Here is a 23,153-nt window from a genome sequence, read left to right as displayed (position 1 = left end):
TCACGCCGCCAGGACGCGGACGGCGCCGGTGAGGGCGAGCTGGGCCAGCGAGAGGGGGACGAGCCAGGCCCAGGCGAGGCGCTGGAGCTGGTCCTCGCGCATCCGCGGGTAGCTGACGCGCACCCAGATGACGACGAACGCGAGCGCGAACACCTTCACCAGCGTCCACAGCCAGCCGAGCTCGGTGTCCAGGAACGGGCCGCGCCAGCCGCCGAGGAACAGCACGGTGGTGAGCGCGCAGAGCACCAGGATGCCCGCGTACTCGGCGAGCAGGAAGAACGCGAAGCGCAGGCCGCCGTACTCGGTGTACGGGCCGAAGATGATCTCGGAGTCGGCGACCGGCATGTCGAACGGGGGGCGGCGCAGCTCGGCGAGGCCCGCGACGAAGAACACCGCGGCGCCGACCGCCTGCCACGGCAGCCACCACCAGTGCCACTCCTCGACGATGCCCGACAGCGACAGGGTGCCCGCGGCCATCGCCGCCGACGACGCGGCGAACACCATCGGCAGCTCGTAGGACATGAGCTGCGCGGCGACCCGCATGCCGCCGAGCAGCGCGTACTTGTTCGCGCTCGACCAGCCCGCCATGATCGCGCCGATGACGCCGACGCCCATCACCGCGAGCGCGAAGAACAGCCCCGGACCGAGGTCGAGGGCGACCTGCCCGTGCGGCCCGACCGGCACGACGAGCAGCACCAGCAGGTAGGGGACGAGCGCGACGCCCGGCGCCAGCTTGAAGATCCGCCGGTCGGCGGCGGCCGGGACGACGTCCTCCTTCTGCGCGAACTTCACGCCGTCGGCGACGAGCTGCGCCCAGCCGTGGAAGGCGCCCGCGTACATGGGGCCGAGGCGGCCCTGCATGTGCGCCATCACCTTGTGCTCGGCCTGCCCGATGAGCAGCGGCAGCACCGCGAACCCGGCGGCGACCGCCAGCAGCTTGAGCACGATCACCAGCAGGTCAGGCATGCGGCCCCCAGTCGTCGGGCACGCCCGGCGGGCGCACGCGGCGGCGGCTCGGGGCCCCGTGGCCCGACTCCCCCGGCTCCTTGGCGCCCGGCCACGCCTTGGCGACGCGGGCGGCGAGCACGAACTCCTTGCGGAGCGGGTGCCCCTCGAACCCGTCGGGCAGCAGCAGCGGCAGCGGGTTCGGGTGGCCCTCGAACGCCACCCCGAACATCTCGGCCGTCTCGCGCTCGTGCCAGTTCGCGCCCCGGTAGACGCCGACGGCGGTCGGCAGCGCGGGCTCGGCGCGCGGCACGCGGGTGCGGACGAGCAGGTGGTGGCGGCGCTCCAGCGAGTACACGTGCACGACGATCGCGAAGCCCTCGTCGCCCTCGTCGACGGCGGTCAGCCAGTCGAAGAAGTCGCAGGCCAGCTCGTCGCGGGCGAACCGCAGCGCCTCGATCCACTCGTCGGCGGGGACGCCGACGGCGAGGCCGCCGGCCGTCACCTCGGTGGTGACGCGGTCGGCGAACCGGCCCGTCCAGGCGCCGGTGAGGTCGGCGCTCACCGGCCGTCCTCCGCGCCGCCGCCGGGCTCCCCGCCGAACCCGGGGACGATCGTCGGGTCGTGGTCGTCGTCCAGGGCGGCCGACCTCGGGCGCCGGGCGAGGCCGGGCAGCCGGCGGCGCAGCTCCTCGCCCATGCGCTCGGTGACGCGCGGGCCGTCGTCCGCGGCGTCGCCGGGCTTCGCCTCGCCCTCCCCGGCGGGCGCGCCGTCCACCGGCGCGCCGTCCACCGGCGCGTCCTTGACGGCCTCGCTCGTCGCGGGCTCCTCGGGGAGCGCCGCCAGGGGGGCGGTCACGTCGGCCGGGCCGCCCGCCGGCGGCGCGGCCGGGGCGGGCTCGGGCGCCTCCTCCGCCGGGACGGCCGCGAGGGGCGCGGTCGCGTCCGAAGGCGCGGCCTCGGGTTCGGCGGCGTCCGGGAGGATCGGCAGGGCCTGCGTCTCGACGTCGTCGGCGGACGGCGGCGGCACCAGCGGCCGGCGCAGGACGGTGGCCGGAAGCGGCCGGGGCGGCGGGGCGGGCGCGACCGGCTCGGCGCGGTCCGCGGCGTAGCGGTCGCCGAGCGCCTCGCCGGCGATCTTCTCCTGGAGGTGCACGATGCCGTGCAGCAGCGCCTCGGGCCGCGGCGGGCAGCCGGGGACGTAGACGTCCACCGGGACGATCTGGTCGACGCCCTTGGTGACGCAGTAGGAGTCCCAGTACGGGCCGCCGCAGTTGGCGCAGGAGCCGAAGGAGATGACGTATTTCGGCTCGGGCATCTGCTCGTAGAGGCGGCGGACGGCCGGGGCCATCTTGTCGCTGACGGTGCCCGACACCACCATGAGGTCGGCCTGGCGCGGGCCGGGCGCGAACGGGATGACGCCGAGGCGCATGAAGTCGTGCCGGCTCATCGACGTCGCGATGAACTCGATCGCGCAGCAGGCCAGCCCGAAGTTGAACACCCAGAGCGAGTAGCGGCGGCCCCAGTTGAGCACGAACTTGATCGGCTTGGGCGCCAGCCGCGACAGCGGGCCGACGCTCGGCGGGGGCAGATCGACAGTGCTCACGGGAGCATTCTTACAGGCCCGCCCGGCCGCGCCGGGGCGGCGTCAGACCCACGACAGCACGCCCTTGCGGCCCGCGTACAGCAGGCCGGTGGCGAGGAACGCCAGGAAGACGAACATCTCCACCAGCGTCGTCGCGCCGAAGCCGGGGGCGGCGAAGACCGTCGCCCAGGGGAAGAGGAACACCGCGTCCACGGCGAAGATCACATACAGGTAGCCGAAGACGTAGTAGCGCACGTAGGACTGCGCCCAGCCGCCGCCGACCGGGTCCACGCCGCACTCGTAGGTGGTCAGCTTCTCCACCGTGGGACGATTGGGGCGAAGACCGCGATTGGCAGCAAGTCCACCCGCGACGATGCCGCCGCCGATCAGCAGCAGGGCGGCGACGACGGCGTAGGTGTGCGAGTAGTCCTGCACGGGGCGACCTCCTGGACGGCGACCCGTCAAGTATCCCCGACGGGCCGGAACGGCCGCGCGGCCGTATCCGTCCAAGGGGTCCGGATCACTTTGCCCGCATTTTGCTGCACACTAGAGACGCATTTGGGGTCCGTGGCCCTGGAAGGACGTGACCGGATGACCAACCCCCCGCCTCCGCCCGGATGGGACCCGCCCGGAGGCTCCACGTGGCCGCCGCCCGGACAGGGCCCGACGCCCGGCGGCCCGCCGCCCGGCCAGGGCTTCGGCGGCCAGGCGACCCCGCCGCCCGGACAGGGCTTCGGCGGCGGCGGAACGCCGCCGCCGTTCTACCCGCCGCCCGGCGGGCAGCCCGGCCCCGGCATGTACGGTGCGCCGCCCCCCAAGAAGTCCGGCAGCGGCGCGCTGATCGCGCTGCTCGTCGGCGGCGCCGTCGTGATCGTGCTCCTGCTGGTCGTCGTCGTGGTGGTCGTCGCCTCGGGCGGCAAGTCCGCCACCGAGAAGATGCGGACCGCCGCGCTCACCGTCTCGAACGCGCGCACCATCACCTACAAGGGCACGCTGAGCAGCGGCACCGACTCGCTGCAGGGCGACACGACGGTGACCAAGAGCGGCCGCGCCGGCGGCGCCGTCAGCTGGAGCGGCAGCAACGTCACGCTGCTGACCGCCGACGGCAAGACGTTCGTGAAGGCCGACAGCACCTACTGGAAGACCAAGCTGTCCAGCAGCAGCAGCACCTACTTCCTGTCGGGCCAGCAGTGGGGCCGGCTGAGCAGCACCGACCTCACGGTGGACTTCAAGCAGCTCACCCCCGCGATGGTGGCGAGCAAGATGCGCCAGGCCGTGACGCTGCGGGTGAAGCCGACCAAGGCGACGCTCCAGGGCCGCAAGGCGCTGAAGTTCACCAGTGCCCTGTCGACCTTCTACATCACCGACGAGGACAGCCCGAAGCTGCTGCGCTACGAGAGCAGCTACCCGCGCGTCTCCGCCGACACCGAGGTCAAGGACACCGCCGCCGGCGCGTCGGACGTCTCGACGCTCCGCTCCCAGGCGGGCGAGCTGCGCGACTCCTTCGACTCGTCGGTGCGGCCGACGGTCAGCGAGTACACGCACAAGCTGTGCAACGCCAACTCGTCGAGCTGCCGGGTGCGCGGCAAGGTCCGCGTGCTGCTCGGCAGCGGCGGCCCGGTCAAGGTGGAGGTGCGCTACAGCCTCACCGGCTCGTCCTACACCGGCAAGGACCTCGGGTCGTGCACGACCTCGGTGACCGTCAGCGGCAGCGACGGCACCTGGGCCGAGTGCTCGGTGCGCAGCTCGGAGTGGGCGGCGTTCTCCCGCGGTTCCACCAGCACCTACTACCAGCACAGCGACTTCAAGGTCACCGGCATCAGCGACAGCGAGCTGTCGTCGCTGCAGAGCGGCTTCGACCAGGACTGACGCGCCCGTCCGGACCGGCCGCGGTGGCGCTCGCCACCGCGGCCGGTCCGCGTCTGCGGTACCGTCCGTTCCCGTGAGCAGAGTGAGCGCCGGGTGAGCGTCGAGCACGGCGGGACGCCGCCCGCCTCCTCCGGGCAGCCGCCGCAGCAGCGGCCGCAGCCGTTCCCGCCGCAGCAGGCCATGTCCCCGCGGCAGGCGCTCGCCCCCCAGGGTCCGCCGGCCGGGCAGTGGGCCTCCCCCGACCACCCCCGGCAGTACGACCACCCCCAGCAGTACGGTCCCCCGCAGCAGCCGCCGCCCCCGCGGCAGGAGTACGCGCCGCCGTCCCGCCGCCGCCGGACGATCGTGCTCGCCGCCGGCGCGGCCGTCCTCCTCGCCGGCGCGTCCGCCGGCGTCTACGCGGTGACCCGCGATAGCGGGCACGGCGACCGCGAGGCCGCCGCCCCCGGCAAGCCCGGCCCCGCCTGGGCCAAGGACGCCGCCGCGGCGCTCCTCGCCGCCCCCGGCGTCGCCTACACCGGCGCGCTGCCGTCCAAGGCCGGGCCCATGGCCCTCTCCCTCCGCGTCACCCGCGCCGGTTCGGCCACCGGAACGCTGACCGCAGGCGGCCACCGCGCCGCCCTCGTCACGGTCGACGGCACCACCTACATCAAGGCGGACGCGCGGTTCTGGCGCACCTACGGCGGCGAGACCGCCCAGCCCGGCAACTACGCCGGCCGCTGGACGAAGGCCCCCGCGTCCCTGTTCGACCTCGACGTGCGGGACGTCCTCGCCCCGTCCGCCGTCGCGCGGCTCCTCACCCGCACGGCCGCCTCCGGCCACCGGGTGCGGACCGCGCGCGCCGACTACACCGTCTCCGCCGCCGCGCCCTACCGGCTGGCCGGCGTGCGGACCGCCGGGCACGGCGACCCCGCGCTCACCGTCGCCGAGGTCCCCGACGGGGCCGCGCTGCGCGCCGAGCTGCGCTCCCGCGTCGCCGCGCTCGGCGGCGCCGTCGACGCCGGGCTGCGCTTCACCGTCGGCCGGCCCGCGTTCCAGAACTGCAACGAGAACACCAGCGGCTGCACGGTCCGGGTGCCCGTCACGCTGTCGGCGCCGACCGACGGCGTCCCGTCCGGGGCCCGCGCCGCGCTGCGCGCCACGATCGTGTCGGGGACGCGCGCGCTCGGCTCGTGCACGGCGTCCGCGGCTGTCCCCGCCGGACGCTCGCTCACCCTCGGCTGCACGGTCACCGGCAAGGCGTGGCGGACCTGGATGGAGCGGGCCCTGGACACCCCCGGCTCCCACCCCTACCGGGCGACCGCCCGCGTCGTCGGCGAGGCCGTCGCGCCCGGCGGCGTCACCGACCTGCTGAACCGGGTCGACCGCGAGCGCTGACGGCCGCGCCCGGCGGCGCCGGGGGGCGGTGGGATCGCCGCCGGTTCCGCCTGCCTATAGTTCGGGGCGTGACTTCCGTGCCCTCGGGGGGCTCCGGCTCCCCGCCCCTCCCCCAGTGGCTGGTGCGGCGCCTCCACGTCGACCTGTGCCGCATGGCCAGCTGCCTGTGTCCGGTATGACGCGGGAGACCCGTCCCGGTCACCGCCGCCTATAGGTCCCACCCGAATCCGGGGAGCGCCGGGCCTTCCGGCGCGCCGAGTGGTACCCCTGATGGCAGGGGACCGCGATCGTCCGGCGGCGGGGCGGGAACGGAGCGCCACCGTTCCCCGGTTCGACACCCCTGACTCCCGCAGAGCCCGAGAAGAGCATCCCTTCCCGGACATACCATGAAGGTAAGCCTAAGTAGCACCACGATCCCGGGTGCCTCCCCCGGATCGGGTGCTGCGCGTCGAGGAGGTCTTCCTCTGTGACCAAACAGGTCCAGCAGCTCGACCGCGTCATCATCCGTTTCGCCGGGGACTCCGGTGACGGCATGCAGCTGACCGGCGACCGCTTCACCCAGGAGACGGCGGCCTTCGGCAACGACTTGTCGACGCTGCCGAACTTCCCCGCCGAGATCCGCGCCCCCGCGGGCACGCTGCCCGGCGTGTCCAGCTTCCAGCTCCACTTCGCCGACCACGACATCCTGACCCCCGGCGACGCCCCGAACGTCCTCGTCGCCATGAACCCGGCCGCGCTGAAGGCCAACATCGGCGACCTGCCCCGCGGCGGCGACCTGATCGTCAACACCGACGAGTTCACCAGGCGCAACCTGGCCAAGGTCGGCTACGCGACCAACCCCGTCGAGGACGAGACCCTCGCCGGGTACCGGGTGCACGCGCTGCCGCTCACCTCCATGACCGTGACGGCCCTCGCCGACTTCGACCTGTCGAAGAAGGACGCCGAGCGGGCCAAGAACATGTTCGCGCTCGGGCTGCTGTCCTGGCTGTACCACCGTCCCACCGAGGGCACCCTCGCCTTCCTGGAGCGCAAGTTCGCCGCCAAGCCCGAGATCATGAAGGCGAACATCGCCGCCTTCCAGGCGGGCTGGTCGTTCGGCGAGACCACCGAGGCGTTCTCGGTGCAGTACGAGATCAAGCCGGCCGAGCACGAGGCGGGCCTCTACCGCAACATCACCGGCAACACCGCGCTCGCCTACGGCCTCGTCGCGGCCGGCGTGCGGAGCGGGCTGCCGGTCTACCTCGGCTCCTACCCGATCACCCCGGCGTCGGACATCCTGCACGAGCTGTCCAAGCACAAGCGGTTCGGGGTGCGCACCTTCCAGGCCGAGGACGAGATCGCCGCGGTCGGCGCCGCCATCGGCGCCTCGTTCGGCGGCTCGCTCGGCGTGACCACCACCTCGGGCCCCGGCATCGCGCTGAAGAGCGAGGCCATCGGCCTGGCGGTGGCGACCGAGCTGCCGCTCGTGGTGATCGACGTGCAGCGCGCCGGGCCGTCCACCGGCCTGCCGACCAAGACCGAGCAGGCCGACCTGCTCCAGGCCATGCACGGCCGCAACGGCGAGGCGCCCGTCCCGGTGGTCGCGCCGCGGTCCCCGTCGGACTGCTTCGACGCGGCGCTGGAGGCGGCCCGGATCGCGGTGAAGTACCGCACCCCGGTGATCGTCCTGTCGGACGGCTACCTCGCCAACGGCTCCGAGCCGTGGAAGCTGCCCGACACCGCCGGCCTTCCGGTCATCGAGCCGGGCTTCGCGCGGGCGGGCGACGAGGAGTTCCAGCCGTTCAAGCGCGACCCCGACACCCTCGCCCGCCCCTGGGCGGTGCCGGGCACCCCGGGGCTGGAGCACCGCATCGGCGGCCTGGAGAAGGCCGACGGGTCGGGCAACATCTCCTACGACGGCGCCAACCACGACCTCATGACCCGCCTCCGGCAGGCCAAGGTCGACGGCATCGCGAACGACATCGCGCCGCTGGCGGTCGACGACCCGTCCGGCGAGGCCCGCGTCCTCATCATGGGCTGGGGCGGCACCTACGGGGCCATCTCGGCGGCGGTGCGCCGCGTCCGCAAGACCGGGCAGCACGTCGCGCAGGCCCACCTGCGGCACCTCAACCCCTTCCCGGCCAACCTGGAGCAGGTGCTGCGCGCCTACGACAGGGTGATCGTGCCGGAGATCAACCTCGGGCAGCTCGCGCTGCTGCTCCGCGGCCGCTTCCTCGTCGACGTGATCGGCTACAACCGCATGCGCGGGCTGCCGTTCAAGGCCGAGGAGCTGGCGGGCGTCATCCAGGATGTGATCGACAGTGAGTGACGACCAGGTGAACGGACACGCGAACGGGCACGCGAACGGGCGCTCGGCGCTGTCGCTGGTGCCGAAGACCGACGCCGAGCAGACGCTGAAGGACTTCAAGACCGACCAGGAGGTCCGCTGGTGCCCCGGCTGCGGGGACTACGCGATCCTCGCGGCCGTCCAGTCGTTCCTGCCCGAGCTCGGGCTGAAGCGCGAGAACATCACGTTCGTGTCGGGCATCGGCTGCTCGTCGCGGTTCCCGTACTACATGAACACCTACGGGTTCCACTCGATCCACGGCCGCGCCCCGGCGATCGCGACGGGCCTCGCCACCTCCCGCCCCGACCTGTCGGTGTGGGTGGTGACCGGTGACGGCGACGCGCTGTCGATCGGCGGCAACCACCTGATCCACGCGCTGCGCCGCAACGTCAACCTGAAGATCCTGCTGTTCAACAACCGGATCTACGGGCTGACCAAGGGCCAGTACTCGCCGACCTCGGAGACCGGCAAGATCACCAAGTCGACGCCGATGGGCTCGCTGGACGCGCCGTTCAACCCGATCTCGCTCGCGGTCGGCGCGGAGGGCACCTTCGTGGCCCGCACCATCGACTCCGACCGCAAGCACCTGCAGTCGGTGCTGCGGGCGGCGGCCGAGCACCGCGGCACCGCGCTGGTGGAGATCTACCAGAACTGCAACATCTTCAACGACGGCGCGTTCGACCCGCTGAAGGACGCCGCCGTCCGCGACGACATCACGATCCGGCTGGAGCACGGGCGGCCGATCGTGTTCGGGCGCGAGGGCGAGAAGGCCGTCGTGCGCGGTGCCGGCGGCGGCCTGGAGGTCGTGCCGACGGCGAGCGTGGACGCGTCCCGGATCGTCGTGCACGACGCGGCGAACCCCGACCCGTCGGCGGCGTTCGCGCTGTCGCGGCTCGACTCGCCGGCGTTCGAGCACACCCCGATCGGCATCTTCCGCGACGTGGACCGGCCGTCCTACGACGAGCTGATGCGCGCGCAGGTCGAGGAGGCCGCCGAGCGGCAGGGGCCGGGCGACCTGGCCGCGCTGATCGCCGGCGGCGACACCTGGCGGATCGACTAGCGGGCGCCGGTCCCGGCGCTCCCGAGGGCCCGACCTGCCGCGCGGCGGGCCGGGCCCTCGTGCTGTCCGGGTCCGGTCCGCCCGGCCGTGCATGGGCGCGGTGATTCCTGGAAGACTTGGAGATCATCACGCCGGGAGGTGACGATGCGGGTCGTTCCGCGCCGCAGCAAGAACCGCGAGGACGCGGGCCCCGCGGACGAGGCGTCCCCGCCGGACGAGGCGCCCGCCGCGCCCGGCGCGGAGGAGCGTTCCCCCGCCGGGGCCCCCGCGCCCGCGCCGCCGCCCGTCCCGCCGCCGGACGACGAGGCCGCCCGGCGCCGCGCCCGCGCCGCGCGGCGGCAGCGCACCGCGGCGGAGGTGAAGCGGAGCCGCGCCGGGCTGCGCGAGGAGCGCGCCCGGCGGGCCGGCCGCACCCGCGCCGAGGCCGAGCGGCGCTCGGCGCTGCTGGTCATGGTGCTGGCCCTCGGCCTGCTGATCGCGACGGTCGCGGTGACCGGCGCGATGTTCGCGGCGGTCCGGCACACCCGGCCGATCACCCTCGGCACGCCGCTGCACGTCTACCCGGTCGCGGCGGCGACGCCCGGCGCGTGCGCGGCCGGCACCCGCGGCGTCACCGGGCAGACCGCGACCGGCCCGGTCTGCTACGGGCTGACGCAGGGCATCGCGATCCGCCGCGTGTCCGACCTGCGGGTGCAGCGGTCGCGGAGCGGCGGCGGGTACGACGTGGCGGTGACGCTGCGGCCGTCGGACAAGAAGGCGTTCGCGGCGCTGACCCGGGCGACGCTCGGCCGCAACCTGGCGTTCGTCGTCGGCCCGCGGCTCGTCACGGTGCCGCGGGTGGACACCGCGATCACCGACGGCCGGATCGTCATCGTCGGCACCCCGACGCGCGCCGGCGCCGACCAGATCGTCGCCCAGCTGAAGGGGCGCTGACCCGGCCGGCGACCCCCCCGGCGGTGATCTTCAGCGGGTCGGCGGTCCCGCCCGCCCCGCGCGGCATAGGCTCGGCGCATGAGGCTGGGGGGAGCGCGGCTCCGCGAGCGCTGGGACGGCACGGGGCGGGCCGCCCGCTGGACGGCGGCCGGGTCCGCGCTCGTCCTCGCCGGCGGCGCCGCCGCCTGGGGGCTCGCGGCCGGTGACGCGCCGGTGCGCTCGCGCGCGCAGACCGTCCGGGTCGTGGACGGCCCGCACGACGACCAGCGCGTCGCCCTCGACACGACCTTCTTCCCGCCCGCCGGCGGCGGGAAAGGCCCGGCGATCATGCTGGGGCACGGGTTCGGCGGGTCCAAGGACGACGTCCGCGCGGACGCCGAGGCGCTCGCCCGCGACGGCTACGCCGTGCTGACCTGGTCGGCGCGCGGCTTCGGCCGCTCCACCGGGCAGATCGCGCTGAACTCCCCCGACTACGAGGTCAAGGACGCCCGGCAGCTGATCGACTGGGTGGCCCGGCAGCCCGAGGTCGCGCTGGACGGCCCCGGCGACCCGCGCCTCGGCATGGCCGGGGAGTCCTACGGCGGCGCCATCGCGCTCATGACCGCCGCCTACGACCGCCGCGTCGACGCGATCGCCCCGCAGATCACCTGGAACAGCCTGCCGGACGTGCTGTTCCCGAACTACGCGGGCGGCGGGCCGGCCACCGGCGTGTTCAAGAGGCTGTGGGCCGGGATCTTCTTCTCCGCCGGCGGGCAGCGCCAGGGCGACGCGTGCGGCCGGTTCCTGCCGTCGATGTGCGCGCTCTACCAGCGGGTCGCCGAGGCTGGCCGGCCCGACGACGACGCGATCGCGACGCTGCGCCGCTCCAGCCCCGCGTCGGTCATCGACCGGATCAAGGTGCCGGCGCTCGTCGTGCAGGGCCAGGCCGACTCGCTGTTCCCGCTCGACCAGGGCGACGCCAACGCCCGCGGCATCGCCCGCAACGGCGCCCCGGTGTCGGTCGTCTGGTACCAGGGCGGGCACGACGGCGGCGACGCCGAGACCGCGCGCGTCCGCGGCTACCTGCGGTCCTTCTTCGACGAGCGGCTGCGCGGCCGGGGCGGCGGCCCGGCCGGGTTCACCGTCACCCGCGCGAGCGGCATCGACTCCTCCACCCAGCAGGTGAGCGTGGAGGCCGCGACGGCCCGCGCCTACCCGGGCCTGCGCGCGAACCTCCGCACGCTGCCGCTGTCGGGCCGCGAGCAGCCGATCAACAATCCGGCGGGCGGCTCCCCCGCCTCGATCTCCGCGCTGCCGGGCCTCGGCGCGCTCGGCGGCCTCGGCGACCTCGGCGCGGGCGCGCTCGCGGGCGGCGGCCTCGCCGTCGACATGCCCGGCCAGTCCGCGACGTTCGACACCGCGCCGCTCGCCGAGCCGTTCCGGCTGACCGGCGCCGCGACCGTCCGCATCAGGGTGTCGGGGGCGAGCGGCACCGGGCAGGACGGCGCGCCGCTGTTCGCCAAGCTCTACGACGTCACCGGGCAGGGCGCGGCGTCGCCCGCCCGCCGCATCGCCGACCCCGTCCGTATCGACGCGACGGCGCGGGGCGGCGAGGCCGACGTCACGCTGCCCGCGATGGACTACCGGTTCGACGCCGGGCACCGGCTGCGCGTCGTCGTCTCCACCACCGACATGGGCTTCGCCACCCCCGCCAAGCCCGCCGCCTACAAGGTCGCCGCGGTGTCGGGGCTGTCGGTGCCGGCCGTCCCGGCGCTCCGCGCGCCCGCCGCGCCGCTGCCCGCCTGGGTGTGGGCGCTGCCCGCCGCCGCGCTCGCCGCCGCCCTCGCCATCGCGCTCACCGGGCGCGGGCGGCGCCGCGCGGCGGGCGAGTTCGACGCGGACCGCGCGGACGTCCCGCTGGAGATCACCGGCCTCACCAAGGCGTACAAGAACGGGCACCTCGCCGTCGCCGACCTGTCGTTCACGGTCGAGCGCGGGCAGGTGCTCGGGCTGCTCGGCCCGAACGGCGCCGGCAAGACGACGACGCTGCGGATGCTGATGGGCCTCATCCACCCCGACGCCGGCGAGATCCGCCTGTTCGGGCACCGCGTCACGCCCGGCGCGCCGGTCCTGTCGCGGCTCGGGTCGTTCGTCGAGGGCCCCGGCTTCCTCCCGCACCTGACCGGCCGCGACAACCTCGACCTGTACTGGCGGGCGACGGGCCGGCCGCGCGACGCCGCGCACCTGGACGAGGCCCTGGAGATCGCCGGCCTCGGCGCGGCGCTGGACCGGGCCGTCCGCACCTACTCCCAGGGCATGCGGCAGCGCCTCGCGATCGCGCAGGCCATGCTCGGGCTGCCCGACCTGCTGGTGCTGGACGAGCCGACCAACGGCCTGGACCCGCCGCAGATCCGCGAGATGCGCGAGGTGCTCGTCCGCTACGCCGCGGCCGGCCGCACCGTCATCGTGTCCAGCCACCTGCTCGCCGAGGTCGAGCAGACCTGCACGCACGCGGTCGTCATGGCGGGCGGCCGGCGGGTCGCCGCCGGACCGGTCGCGGAGATCACCGGATCGGGGCGGCGTCTGGAGGACGCCTTCCTGGAGATCATCGGGGAGGGCCCGTGAGCGGGGAGCAGGGCGGCGCGACGGCGGCCGCGGCGGCGCGCGACGGCGGCGCGCCCGGCTACGACGTGCGGCGCACGCTGCCGCTCCGCGTCGAGGCGGTCCGCCAGTTCCGGCGGCGCCGCACCCTGGTCGCCTTCGCGATCCTGCTGATGCTGCCCTGGATCCTGGTCGGCGCCTTCAAGATCGGCGGCGATCCGGGGCGGGAGGGCGGCGCGCCCGGCCTCGTCGACGTCGCGACCGCCTCCGGGCTGAACTTCGCGCTGTTCGCGCTGTTCGTCGCGACCGGGTTCCTGCTCGTCGTCGCCGTCGCGCTGTTCTGCGGCGACACCGTGGCGAGCGAGGCGGGCTGGTCCTCGCTCCGCTACCTGCTCGCCGCGCCCGTCCCGCGCGGCCGGCTGCTCCGCCAGAAGCTCGCCGTCGCGCTCGGCTACGCCGCCGTCGCGGTCCTCGCGCTGCCGCTGATGTCGCTGGTCGCCGGCACCGCCGGGTTCGGCTGGGGCGCGGTGTCGCTGCCGACCGGCGGCACCTTCCCGACCGGGCAGGCGCTCGGCCGGATGGGCGTCATCATCGCCTACTCGCTGGTGGCGCAGCTCGTCGTGGCGGCGCTCGCGTTCCTGCTGTCGGTGACGACCGACTCGCCGCTCGGCGCGGTCGGCGGCGCCGTCGGCCTGGTCATCGTCTCCAACATCCTGGACGCCGTCACCGCGCTCGGCTCCTGGCGCGACCTGCTGCCGACGCACTGGATGTACTCGTGGATGGACGCCCTCCAGCCGCAGATCCAGTGGACCGGCATGGCCAAGGGGACCGCGCTGTCGGTCTCCTATTCGCTCGTGCTGTTCGCGCTCGCCTTCCGGCGCTTCCGCACCCGCGACATCGTCTCCTGACTCCCGGGGGCGTCCGGGAATTCCGGCGCGTCCGGATCGTCGCGGGCGTCCGGCGGCGGGCCGCAGGTAAAAAATCCGGCGCCTCGCGCGGTTCCGCCGGCATCTCGCTGAAGTGCGCGGGAGCGCCTGTGCGGTGGGGGTTCAGGCGACCCGTGGCCAGGTCCGGCCGCTACCCTTTGCGCCCGGTTCGGCACGCGAAGTCAGCTCTCGTCCTGTGAAATCGGTCGAACGGCCGCAGGCCGTCGCATAAGCTCAGCGAACCTTCCGAAGGACAGGGACGTCAGAGGGAAACACGCGCGACATCGGCTCGCTCCGCCGGGATTAGATTCCGGCACGACGGGGGAGATGATCACCATGGCACGGCAGCAGCTCATCAAGCGCCCGAGACCGCCACGTCAACCGAGCCCCATGGATCTCAGGACGCCCTCGGGACGCCTCCTGCCGTACTGAGAACCCGCAGCCTTCACGCGCAGGGCCCCGCCGCGACTCCGGTCGCGGCGGGGCCCCGCGCGTTCGCGCTCAGCCCGCGGCCCGCGCGGCCGCGCCCGACAGGAACGTCGCGCGGTCCACGACGAGCCGCTCGATGCGCCCGGAGCCGACCAGGGCGCCCGCCCGGTCGGTCGCCGCGACCGCGAACACCAGCCGCCGCCCGTCCACCTCGACCAGCTCCGCGCCGACCGTCACCTCGGCGCCGACCGGGCTCGCCGTCCGGTGCTCCAGCTCCAGCCGGGTGCCGACCGACGTCCGGCCGTCCCCCAGCCGCCCCTCGATCGCCTTCAGCGTCGCCTGCTCGGCGAGCGCGAGCAGGCGCGGCGTGGCGAGCACGGGCACGTCCCCGCTCCCCACCTGCTCGGCGGTGTCCGCCCGGTCGACGGTGATCAGCGTCTCGGCGCGCAGGCCGGCTTCCAGTGCCATGCACCCAAAGTAGTCGCGTTCCTCCCGGCCGTGGCGGGCGCGCGGCGCCCCCGTCAGCGGCCGAGGCGGGCGGCGATCTGGCGGCCGAGGAGCAGGATCTCGTCGATCCGCAGCAGCCGGGCGGCGGCGAGGTAGAGGCCGGTGCCGAGCGCGCCGGCGACGGCGACCGCGGCGAGCGCGGGCCAGAAGCCCTCGCCGGCCGTCCGCACCACCAGCTCGTGCGCGCCGAGCGCGACGGCGAGCGCCGGCACCGCCGCGACCACCGCCTTGCCGATCGGCCCGGCGATCTCCCGGACGTGCAGGGTGCCGAGGCGGCGGCGCAGCAGGACCGCGATGAGGACGCAGCCGAGCGCCCACGACGCGCCCTGCGCGAACGCGATGCCGAGCACGATGCGGTCGGTCGGCAGCTTCGCGTACCCGGCGACGGCGAGCACGACGCTGACGGCCGTCGTCACGAACCCGACGAGCGCGGGCGTGCGGGTGTCGGCGAGCGCGTAGTAGCCGCGCTGCAGGAGCTGCAGCGCGGTGAAGGGGATCAGCGCGACGGCGAACACCCGCAGCACGTTCGAGATCATCAGGGCGTCCGGGACGCCCGAGTTGCCGTGCGCGAAGAACGCCACGCAGATCTCGGCGCTCAGCCCGAACAGCAGCGCCGCCGCCGGGATGATGATGATGAGCGCGAGCCGGAGGCCCGTCGCCAGGTCGTCGGCGACGCCGTCCAGCCGGTTCTGCGCGGCGGCGCGGCTCATCCGCGGGAACAGCGCGGTGATCACCGAGACGGCGACGATCGCGAACGGGAGCTGGAAGAACTGGTAGGCGTTCGTCCACGGGGTGAGGCCGACGCCGTAGTCCAGGCCCTCCTTCAGGCCCCGCACCCCGGCCCGGTTGGCGATGTTGGTGTAGAAGACCAGGCCGGCCTGCTGGGCGAGGACGAGCGCGAGCGTCCACCCGGCGACGTTGCCCATCGACTTCAGCTCGCCGGGCTGGAAGTTCAGCCGGGGCCGCCACCGGAACCCCATCCGGTGCAGCGCGGGCAGCAGGCCGAGGGCCTGCGCGACGACGCCGAGCGTGGTGCCGAGCGCGATCAGCGTGATCTCGCCGTCCGTGATGCTCTCCGGCGTCACCGGCCCGGTCGTCACGATGATGAACACGACGCCGACGGCGCTCACCACGACGTTGTTCAGCACCGGCGCCCACATCGGCGCGGCGAACCGCTCCTGGGCGTTCAGCGACGCGCTCGCGACGGCGCTGAAGCCGTAGAAGAAGATCTGCGGCAGGAAGAACAGCAGGAAGATGATCGCCAGGTGCCGCTGGGCGGCGGTGAAGCCGCTCGCGTACAGGTCGATGAGCAGCGGCGACGCGGCCATCGCGAGCAGCGTCAGTACGGCGAGGACGCCGAGCAGCAGCGTGAACAGGCGCTGCTCGAACTGCTCCCCGTACTCCCGGGACCGCTGCCGGGCCCGCACGAGCAGCGGCACGTGCGCCGCCGTCAGCACGCCGCCGAGCAGCGTGTCGTAGATGATGTTGGGGATGGTGTTGGCGGTGTTGAAGGTGTCGCCGAGCGCCTGCGTGCCGAGCGCGGCGACCAGGATCATCGTCCGCAGGAAGCCGGTGAGCCGGGAGGCGAGCGTGCCGAGCGCCATGACGGCGCTGGACCGCAGCAGGCCGCCGCCCCCGCCCCCGCCCTCGGGCGCCTCGGCGGCCTGGTCGACCGCGTCCGTCACCGTGTCGGGGATCGCGATGTCGGGCACCGTCGCGTCCGGCGCGTACCCGCCGGGGGCGGGCCGCGGGAGGCCGTCCGGCCGGAAGCCGTCGGGCCGGGTCGCGTCCGCGGGGCGCGGGCGGGGTTCCTGCGTCAAGGGGGCCCTCCAGGAGCGATGGACGACAAGCCGGATATACCACGACCGGTACCGTCCGGGGCAGGGTTCCGCGGCGCGGCGGTCAGACGTGCTCCATCACGATCATCGCGCCGGTGTCCGCGGCGAGCGCCTCGAAGACGTGCGGGACGTCCCCCGGGTAGGTGATGTAGTCGCCCGGCCCGAGCTCGGCCGGCTCGTCCGCCGGGCCCGCGAGGGCGCGCCCGGCGCCGATCAGGACGTGCTCGACGGTACCGGGCGCGTGCGGGTCGGAGGCGCGCGCCGTGCCGGGCTGCGCCGCGATCCGGTAGATGTCGCGGCGCGCGCCGGGCGGGCAGGACGCGAGCAGCGTCGCCTGGTAGTCGGCCCGCTCGGAGTAGGTGATCGGCCCCTCGCCCGCGCGCAGCACCCGCACCCGCGGCCGCGGCGGGTCCACGAGGCGACTGAGCGGGACGCCGAGCGCGACGCCGAGCGCCCACAGCACCTCGACGCTCGGGTTGCCGCCGCCCGACTCCAGCTTGGACAGCGTCGACTTGGCGACGCCCGCCCGCTGCGCGAGGGCGCTCAGGCTGAGCCCGGTCCGCTCCCGCTCGCGCCGGAGCGACGCGGCGATCACCGCGCCCAGCTCGGCCTGCTCGCCCATGTGTTCGCTCCAGAGGTCGCATCGTTCGGCTTGACGAACATTCTGGCATACGTTCATTCTAGTGAACATGCGTTCTTTGCACCGAACGATCGATCGGGCGACGCTCCGCGACATCGCCCTGGTCTGCGCGGCCGACGCGCTGGTCGGCGCGTCCTTCGGCGCCATCGCCACGGCCGGCGGCCTGCCCGCGTGGCTCCCGATCGCCCTGTCCCTGCTGGTCTTCGCGGGCGGCGCCCAGTTCGCCGCCCTCGGCGTCGTCCTCGCCGGCGGGAGCGCCCTCGCCGCCGTCGCCACCGGCCTCGTCCTCAACGCCCGGCTGCTGCTGTTCGGGTTCGCGCTGTCCGACGTCGTCGGCGGCCGCTGGACCCGCTACCTCGGCGCCCACCTGATCATGGACGAGGCGCTCGCCTTCACCCTGCGCCGGCGCGACCCGGCCGGCCGCCGCGCCGTCTTCCGGCTCTGCGGCCTCGCCCTGTTCGCCTGCTGGAACCTCGCCGTCGCCGCCGGCGCGCTCGCCGGGCGGTCGCTGCACTCCACGGACGCGCTCGGCCTGGACGCGGCCTTCCCCGCCGTCCTGCTGGCCCTGATCTTCCCGGCGCTCGCCGCCCCCGCCGTCCGCAAAGCCGCCGCGCTCGGCGCCGCCGCCGCCGTCGCCGCGGCCCCGTTCCTGCCCGCGGGCCTGCCCGTCCTGCTCGCCCCGCTCGCCCTGCTGCTCTTCCGCCCGGCCCGGACGGAGGCCGCCCGATGACGCTCCTCGCCGTCCTCGCCCTCGCCGCCGGCACCTACGCCTTCCGCGTCGCGGGCCCGCTCCTCGCGGGCCGCGTCACCGTCCCCCCGCGCGCCGAGCGGCTCCTGACGGCGGCGACCGCCGTCCTGCTGGCCGCCCTCGTCGCCACGTCCGCCCTCCTGGAGGGCCACGCCTTCGCGGGCTGGGCCCGCCCCGCCGGCGTCGCCGTCGCCGCCGCCCTGGCCTGGCGCTGCGCCCCCTTCCCCGCCATCGTCCTGGCCGCGGCCGCCACCACCGCCCTCCTCCGCCTCGCCGGCGTCCCCTGACCGCGCTCAGCCGTCCGTCTTGCGCTGGTACTCGCGGCCGGTGTCGAAGAAGGCGTCGAGGTAGGCGTCGGCGTCCAGGTCGCTCTCCCTGATGAGGGAGAACACCTCGGTCCCCTCGCCGACGGTCTCCTCGTCGCCGATGAAGTAGCTCTGGACGATCCCGAGGGCCTTGGCTCCGAGGATCTCGGCGGTCTCGGCCGTCTCCGCCTCCGCCTTCGCCATCGCCTCCTCGGGGGAGGCGGCCCGCCAGATGGTGATCGTCTCCTCGTAGGACGGCTCGTCGCGCTCCCCGTGCCTGATCACGCAGCGGACGCCGTACCAGCCCGCGCCGCTCACAGCTTGCCCTCCAGGACGGTGACGCGGTGGCCGCCGAGGCGGCGCGCGAGGCCGGCCAGGAAGGCGGGGCGCAGCGGCGGCCAGTTCCAGAAGGTGACGCCCAGGTGGGCGAGGACGAAGTAGTCGTCGGTCCACTTCCACGCGGTCGGCTCGACCGGCCGCCCGCACGACGGGCAGTCCAGGACGACCTCGCGCCCCTCGTCCCAGCCGTGGACGACCGCGGCGAAGGGCGCCCACGCCTCGTGGTCCAGCTCGTAGCCGTCGTCCATCAGGTCGATCTCGTGCGCGCAGTGCGGGCAGGCGACGCCCGTCGGGTCGCCCTGGCCGGCGTCGTGGACGCGGTGGCCGGCCCGGACGTCCACGCCGTTGTGCCAGAGGTCCCGCCAGGACCCGTCCCGGCCGGACCCGTCGACGGCCTCGCCGGCGCGCGGGCCGGGCGCATGGCCGGTGGCGCTCCCGATGACGCACTCGGTGCGCTCGGCCGCCACGACGCCCTCCGCGACCAGCCACGCGCGCACGTCCGCCGCCAGCCGCTCCGCGTCCCGCGGCGTCGCCTCGACGTCCACGACCGCCACGAAATAGTCACCCATGTCCGCCTCCCGCCCCGAACCTAGCGGAGCCCCCGACCGAGATCGGCGGAATCGGCCGGCGGCAGGCCGTCGAGCGCCGCGTCTGACTCTCAGGCCAGGCGGCGGGCGGCGTCCGGCCAGGGCTGCGGGCCGACGAAGCTCGGATCCTCCATGATCTCCTCCTCGTACCAGCCGGCGTCCGCGAGCCAGGTCCGCAGCCAGTCCGCGAGGTCGCCGGCGTCCAGGAACCAGGCGTGCTCCCAGTCGTCGGTCACGGCGCTGGGCTCGAAGAGCAGGACGGGCGCGGCGGGGTCCGTGCAGTCGACGGCGGCGTACATCGCGCAGCCCCAGGTGAGGATGGGCAGCACGCCGGCCGGCCACCGTCCCGGGGCGCGCTTCTCCCGGTAGGTGCCGACGGCGGTCGGTCCCGCCCCATCGATCAGCGGCAGGAGCCGGTATTCGGGCCCGAAGCCGCCGTCGCCGACCTCCCGGTAGAGCCGCGCGAGGAGCGGCGGCAGCGGGAAGCCGAGCGCCGCCTCGGCCTCCGCCACCTGCCCGGCGGTGGCGGGGACGAGCGCGGCCCCGGCCTCCTCGCCCGCCCGCTCGGCGACCCGCCGCACCAGCTCGTCATGATCGTTCATGGCCCGATGATGGCACCGGCCTCCGACATCGTCAGAACGACGCGGTGATGCGCTCCAGGGGGACGAACTTGAAGTTCTGGTTCCCGCTGGTGCCGGGGGCGCCGTTGGACCCGTCCTGGCAGACGAACAGGCCCTTCGGGAAGGCGGTGCCGAGCGCGGACGCCGTCGCGTCGATGCCGTCGGTGTCCTCGCAGTCGTCGGCGGCGGTGCCGTTCACCACCGAGAAGCGGCCCTGGTAGGCGCCGGTGCCGCGGTCGTAGACGGTGTAGTCGTTGCTGCCCTGCGAGGACACGAACAGGTGCGTCCCGGCCGCCGTGATGCCCTCCACGTCGGCGGTGATGTGGCCGGCGGACCCGGTCGCGTCCAGCTTCGTGCGGACCGTCCCGGCGGTCGGCTCGGCGCCGTAGACCCAGACGCCGACGTCCTCCTCACCCAGGTAGAGCTTGCCGGTCGTCTCGTCGGCGTAGCAGCCCTCGACGGCGGTGCCGGCGTCGAACAGGCGCACCGACGTCGCCGTCACGGTACTGCCGCTGACCGCGATCTCCCACTGCTCCAGGCGGCCGGAGGTCGAGTTCGGGTAGGCGTAGATCTTGCCGGTCGCCGGGGACTTGTACATGCAGATCCCGTGCGCGGTGACCTCGGTGTTCACGGTCTTCAGCAGCGTCAGCCTCCGCGTCGACGCGCTGATCCGGTAGATGTGCATGGCGCCGTCGCCGTCGTTGGCCTCGTCGTCGGCCGAGATGACGATGTCGTCGCGGACGTCGACGTTGTTGCCGTAGTCGCCGGCGATGCTCTGGATCAGCGAGCCGTTCAGCGCGTAGACGTTGAGCGCGCCCTTCTTGTCGGTCGCGATGACGGCGGAGTTCGCGGGCGCGGCCTTGTCGACCCAGATCGCCGGGTCGTCGGCGGCGTCCCCGCTGTGGGCGACCGGTGCCGTCTCCACGGTCGCGGTGACGTCCACGTCGGGCGCCGCGGCCGACGCGCCGGGACCGAGGGCGGTGAGCGCCCCCGCCGTCAGCGGGACGGCGAGCAGGCGGAGCCGCCGGGTGGGAGAGAGCATGGGCGTCCTTCATTCGGAGGGGGGACGAACACCCCGAAAATAGGACCCCCTGCCCTTCCCCGGGCGAACGCCGGATGAACACCGCCCACCACCTTGATCACCACGGCCGCCCGGCACGATGTCCCACGAGACCATGTGAACGCTCCGATCACATGATCACCTCCACATCGGGCACGGCACCGCACGGCGAAGGGCATCCGATGATCGTGGAGTACCTCCGCTACCGCGTCCCCGACGACCGGGCGGCCGCCTTCCTCGCCAAGGCCCCGCAGTGCGTCGGCTACGAGCTCGGCCGCTGCACCGACGAGCCCGCCTCCCACATCCTGCGGATCACCTGGACCTCGGCCGGCGACCACCCGGACGGGTTCCGCATGGGCGAGCACTTCCCGGGCTTCCTCGCCGAGATCCGCCCCTACGTCGACGCCGTCGAGGAGATGCGCCGCTACGAGCGGGCGGGCGGGGCCGAGGCGTTCGAGGAGCTCACCCGCCGGTTCTACGACCGCGTCCTGGCCGACGACGTCGTCGGCCCGCTCTTCGCCCGCATGGACCCTGGCCACCCCCGCCACGTCGCCATGTGGCTAGCCGAGGTCTTCGGCGGCGCGCCCCGCTACACCACCGGACGCGGCGGCTACGCGCACATGCTCGCCCAGCACCTGGGCCGCGGCATCACCGAGGCCCGGCGCCGCCGCTGGGTGGACCTCCTGGCCGTCGCCGCCGACGACGTCGGCCTCCCCGCCGACCCGGAGTTCCGCACCGCCTTCATGGACTGCATCGAGTGGGGCACCCGCCTGGCCGTCGCCAAATCCCAGCCGGACGCCTCCCCCGTCCGGCAGGCCCCCGTCCCCCGCTGGGGCTGGGGCGCCGCCCCGCCCTGCCAGGGCTGATCCGCGTCCGCCGGAACGCCGGGCGCTCGTTCGACCGATAGCTACGGGCGCTCGCCGAAGACCATGCGGTGCCCGCGAGCCGTGTCCATGTACTCGCGGACCCGGTGGATCCGCCCGCCCTCCAGCTCGAAGACGAAGCAGTAGTCGTCGGCGTCGTGGGTGGCGAAGGCTTTCCAGGCGTTCTGGACGATCTCTCGGCTCTACTGCGACATGCCGGCGACGCTAGAGGGGCGCGCCCAAGAGGACTGGCGGGTTTCCGACATCAACGTCGCACGTGCAGGCGATCCAGACGTCCCGCGTCGACCGGACGGCGAAGGTGTAGCCGCTGATCATGGGCGCCGGGGTCCGCCGGCGCACCCAGCGTCCGTCCTGGAAGCGCAGCGCGACCGTCCTCTTCGCCTGCGCGTCGTACCCGACCGACCACGCCGGCGCGACGGGCGAATTCGCGCTGGGTCAGGTCCCGCCGCTTGCGTACTTCCCGGAACCGTCGCCCGACGTTGCGCGTGCTCATGCCCCCAGGCAGGCAGCCGCTCTCCGGATGAGCAGTGCCTCGACGAATCCGCTGGAGGAGGCGCGGACGGAGCCCGCCCGCCCCTGCATGATCGCGTTCTCCGGTGGAGCGCCCGCATCGACGGTCAGCGGTGGACGGGACGACCTGGTAACGGGAGAACACCGCGTACAGCAGCGAGAGCGAGTCCTGGACGCGTTCGTCGGACGTGTCGATCTCCACCGGCACTTCGTTGCCGTCCACCGCCTGCGCGAGGCGAACCTCGAGCTCGTGCCGCCCCACCAGCGGGTAGGAGTCGTCGAAGTCGTAGCCGACGACCTCCGACACCATCTCCATGGACGGGCGGAGATCGGACGACCACACCCAGCCGGAGGATGGGGGCATCAGCCGTCGGCGCGGGCGACGCCGACGGGGCAGGAGAGGCCGGTGCCGCCGATGCCGCAGTAGCCGCCGGGGTTCTTGTACAGGTACTGCTGGTGGTAGTCCTCGGCGAAGTAGAACTCCGGCGCCTCGGTGATCTCGGTGGTGACGGGGCCGTAGCCGGCGCCGTCGAGGACCTTCTGGTAGGCGGCGCGGGAGGCGTCGGCCTCCTTCGCCTGGGCGGCGGAGTGGGTGAAGATCGCCGAACGGTACTGGGTGCCGACGTCGTTGCCCTGGCGCATGCCCTGGGTGGGGTCGTGGGACTCCCAGAACACCTTCAGCAGGTCGGCGTAGGAGACCTTCGCGGGGTCGTAGACCACGCGGACGGTCTCGGTGTGGCCGGTGAGGCCGCTGCAGACCTCCTCGTACGTCGGGTTCGGGGTGTGGCCGCCCTCGTAGCCGACGGACGTCGAGTACACGCCCGGCGTCTCCCAGAACTTGCGCTCGGCGCCCCAGAAGCAGCCGAGGGCGAACTCGGCGATCTCGGTGCCGGCCGGGTAGGGCGGCGCGAGGGGGGTGTCCAGGACGACGTGGCGCTCGGGGACCGGGATCGCCTGGGACCGGCCCGGCAGGGCCTTGTCGGGGGACACCATCTTGGTCTTCGCGAAGCCGAACATGGCTTCAGGTTAGCTCGCGCGGCGCGCGGGCTCATGCCCCGGGCGCGGCGACTTGTCAGTCCCGTGCCG

Annotated in this window: 24 protein-coding genes; 11 read left to right on the top strand and 13 right to left on the bottom strand. The window is 74.3% G+C overall.

Features of this window, described 5'->3' with window-relative positions; translation table 11 throughout:
* Genes K1Y72_RS22120 through K1Y72_RS22105 form a run of 4 tightly spaced genes read right to left on the bottom strand, consistent with a single transcriptional unit; the run spans position 1 to position 2,964 of the window.
* Entirely contained in the window at positions 1-966 is a 966-nt protein-coding gene (locus K1Y72_RS22120) for a complex I subunit 1/NuoH family protein (protein ID WP_220168322.1), read from the bottom strand.
* Positions 959-1,510 (bottom strand): NADH-quinone oxidoreductase subunit C, encoded by a 552-nt coding sequence (locus K1Y72_RS22115; RefSeq protein WP_220168321.1) that lies wholly within the window; start codon positions 1,508-1,510, stop codon positions 959-961. The genes K1Y72_RS22120 and K1Y72_RS22115 overlap by 8 nt, the downstream gene beginning before the upstream one ends.
* A complete protein-coding gene (locus tag K1Y72_RS37730; RefSeq protein ID WP_220168320.1) occupies positions 1,507-2,550 on the bottom strand; it encodes an NADH-quinone oxidoreductase subunit B in 1,044 nt (347 codons plus the stop codon). The genes K1Y72_RS22115 and K1Y72_RS37730 overlap by 4 nt, the downstream gene beginning before the upstream one ends.
* Before the next feature lie 42 nt (positions 2,551-2,592).
* On the bottom strand, positions 2,593-2,964 hold the full coding sequence (locus tag K1Y72_RS22105) for an NADH-quinone oxidoreductase subunit A (protein ID WP_220168319.1): 372 nt from the start codon (positions 2,962-2,964) through the stop codon (positions 2,593-2,595).
* 156 nt (positions 2,965-3,120) lie between these two features.
* On the opposite strand from K1Y72_RS22105, the gene K1Y72_RS22100 reads away from it, so the two are divergent.
* From K1Y72_RS22100 to K1Y72_RS22070, 8 genes are all read left to right on the top strand, one after another.
* Entirely contained in the window at positions 3,121-4,398 is a 1,278-nt protein-coding gene (locus K1Y72_RS22100) for a hypothetical protein (protein ID WP_220168318.1), read from the top strand.
* A gap of 93 nt (positions 4,399-4,491) precedes the next feature.
* Entirely contained in the window at positions 4,492-5,775 is a 1,284-nt protein-coding gene (locus K1Y72_RS22095) for a hypothetical protein (protein ID WP_220168317.1), read from the top strand.
* A gap of 68 nt (positions 5,776-5,843) precedes the next feature.
* Positions 5,844-5,954 carry a putative leader peptide gene (locus K1Y72_RS37600; protein ID WP_372452954.1) on the top strand — a complete coding sequence of 37 codons (111 nt, stop codon included), beginning with the start codon at positions 5,844-5,846 and terminating at the stop codon, positions 5,952-5,954.
* 287 nt (positions 5,955-6,241) lie between these two features.
* A complete protein-coding gene (locus K1Y72_RS22090; RefSeq protein ID WP_220168316.1) occupies positions 6,242-8,083 on the top strand; it encodes a 2-oxoacid:acceptor oxidoreductase subunit alpha in 1,842 nt (613 codons plus the stop codon).
* Entirely contained in the window at positions 8,076-9,161 is a 1,086-nt protein-coding gene (locus K1Y72_RS22085; protein ID WP_220168315.1) for a 2-oxoacid:ferredoxin oxidoreductase subunit beta, read from the top strand. Before K1Y72_RS22090 ends, K1Y72_RS22085 begins: the two co-directional genes overlap by 8 nt.
* Positions 9,162-9,305: 144 nt before the next feature.
* Complete coding sequence (locus K1Y72_RS22080) at positions 9,306-10,094, top strand: SecDF P1 head subdomain-containing protein (protein WP_220168314.1); 789 nt, start codon at positions 9,306-9,308, stop codon at positions 10,092-10,094.
* Positions 10,095-10,172: 78 nt separating this feature from the next.
* Complete coding sequence (locus tag K1Y72_RS22075; RefSeq protein WP_220168313.1) at positions 10,173-12,698, top strand: alpha/beta fold hydrolase; 2,526 nt, start codon at positions 10,173-10,175, stop codon at positions 12,696-12,698.
* Complete coding sequence (locus K1Y72_RS22070; RefSeq protein WP_220168312.1) at positions 12,695-13,582, top strand: ABC transporter permease; 888 nt, start codon at positions 12,695-12,697, stop codon at positions 13,580-13,582. The genes K1Y72_RS22075 and K1Y72_RS22070 overlap by 4 nt, the downstream gene beginning before the upstream one ends.
* Before the next feature lie 519 nt (positions 13,583-14,101).
* Here K1Y72_RS22070 and K1Y72_RS22065 read toward each other — a convergent pair.
* The 3 genes from K1Y72_RS22065 to K1Y72_RS22055 all read right to left on the bottom strand — a co-directional run bounded on the left by K1Y72_RS22065 (position 14,102) and on the right by K1Y72_RS22055 (position 16,996).
* Entirely contained in the window at positions 14,102-14,497 is a 396-nt protein-coding gene (locus K1Y72_RS22065) for a thioesterase family protein (RefSeq protein WP_220168311.1), read from the bottom strand.
* 53 nt (positions 14,498-14,550) lie between these two features.
* Positions 14,551-16,356: a murein biosynthesis integral membrane protein MurJ gene (murJ, locus tag K1Y72_RS22060; RefSeq protein WP_258573234.1), complete on the bottom strand. Its 1,806-nt coding sequence runs from the start codon at positions 16,354-16,356 to the stop codon at positions 14,551-14,553.
* A gap of 82 nt (positions 16,357-16,438) precedes the next feature.
* Positions 16,439-16,996: a helix-turn-helix domain-containing protein gene (locus tag K1Y72_RS22055; protein ID WP_220168310.1), complete on the bottom strand. Its 558-nt coding sequence runs from the start codon at positions 16,994-16,996 to the stop codon at positions 16,439-16,441.
* Between the two features lie 67 nt (positions 16,997-17,063).
* Here K1Y72_RS22055 and K1Y72_RS22050 point away from each other — a divergent pair, with 67 nt between their 5' ends.
* On the top strand, positions 17,064-17,744 hold the full coding sequence (locus K1Y72_RS22050; RefSeq protein WP_220168309.1) for an AzlC family ABC transporter permease: 681 nt from the start codon (positions 17,064-17,066) through the stop codon (positions 17,742-17,744).
* Complete coding sequence (locus K1Y72_RS22045) at positions 17,741-18,049, top strand: AzlD domain-containing protein (protein ID WP_220168308.1); 309 nt, start codon at positions 17,741-17,743, stop codon at positions 18,047-18,049. Before K1Y72_RS22050 ends, K1Y72_RS22045 begins: the two co-directional genes overlap by 4 nt.
* 6 nt (positions 18,050-18,055) lie before the next feature.
* Here the strand turns inward: K1Y72_RS22045 and K1Y72_RS22040 are convergent, their stop codons facing one another.
* From K1Y72_RS22040 to K1Y72_RS22025, 4 genes are all read right to left on the bottom strand, one after another.
* Positions 18,056-18,385: a hypothetical protein gene (locus K1Y72_RS22040; RefSeq protein ID WP_220168307.1), complete on the bottom strand. Its 330-nt coding sequence runs from the start codon at positions 18,383-18,385 to the stop codon at positions 18,056-18,058.
* A complete protein-coding gene (locus tag K1Y72_RS22035; RefSeq protein ID WP_220168306.1) occupies positions 18,382-18,975 on the bottom strand; it encodes a hypothetical protein in 594 nt (197 codons plus the stop codon). The genes K1Y72_RS22040 and K1Y72_RS22035 overlap by 4 nt, the downstream gene beginning before the upstream one ends.
* An 89-nt stretch (positions 18,976-19,064) precedes the next feature.
* On the bottom strand, positions 19,065-19,595 hold the full coding sequence (locus K1Y72_RS22030) for an SMI1/KNR4 family protein (RefSeq protein WP_220168305.1): 531 nt from the start codon (positions 19,593-19,595) through the stop codon (positions 19,065-19,067).
* 31 nt (positions 19,596-19,626) lie between these two features.
* Positions 19,627-20,655 carry a phytase gene (locus K1Y72_RS22025; RefSeq protein WP_220168304.1) on the bottom strand — a complete coding sequence of 343 codons (1,029 nt, stop codon included), beginning with the start codon at positions 20,653-20,655 and terminating at the stop codon, positions 19,627-19,629.
* A gap of 200 nt (positions 20,656-20,855) precedes the next feature.
* Here K1Y72_RS22025 and K1Y72_RS22020 point away from each other — a divergent pair, with 200 nt between their 5' ends.
* On the top strand, positions 20,856-21,539 hold the full coding sequence (locus K1Y72_RS22020; RefSeq protein ID WP_220168303.1) for a group II truncated hemoglobin: 684 nt from the start codon (positions 20,856-20,858) through the stop codon (positions 21,537-21,539).
* A 262-nt stretch (positions 21,540-21,801) separates the two neighbouring features.
* Here the strand turns inward: K1Y72_RS22020 and K1Y72_RS22015 are convergent, their stop codons facing one another.
* Entirely contained in the window at positions 21,802-22,383 is a 582-nt protein-coding gene (locus K1Y72_RS22015; RefSeq protein WP_220168302.1) for a hypothetical protein, read from the bottom strand.
* 47 nt (positions 22,384-22,430) lie between these two features.
* On the bottom strand, positions 22,431-23,084 hold the full coding sequence (msrA, locus tag K1Y72_RS22010; RefSeq protein ID WP_220168301.1) for a peptide-methionine (S)-S-oxide reductase MsrA: 654 nt from the start codon (positions 23,082-23,084) through the stop codon (positions 22,431-22,433).
* Between the last annotated feature and the right edge of the window lie 69 nt (positions 23,085-23,153).

This window comes from Actinomadura parmotrematis (genome assembly GCF_019458805.1).
GTDB lineage: Bacteria > Actinomycetota > Actinomycetes > Streptosporangiales > Streptosporangiaceae > Spirillospora > Spirillospora parmotrematis.
This window is presented reverse-complemented; position numbering and strand designations above follow the sequence as displayed.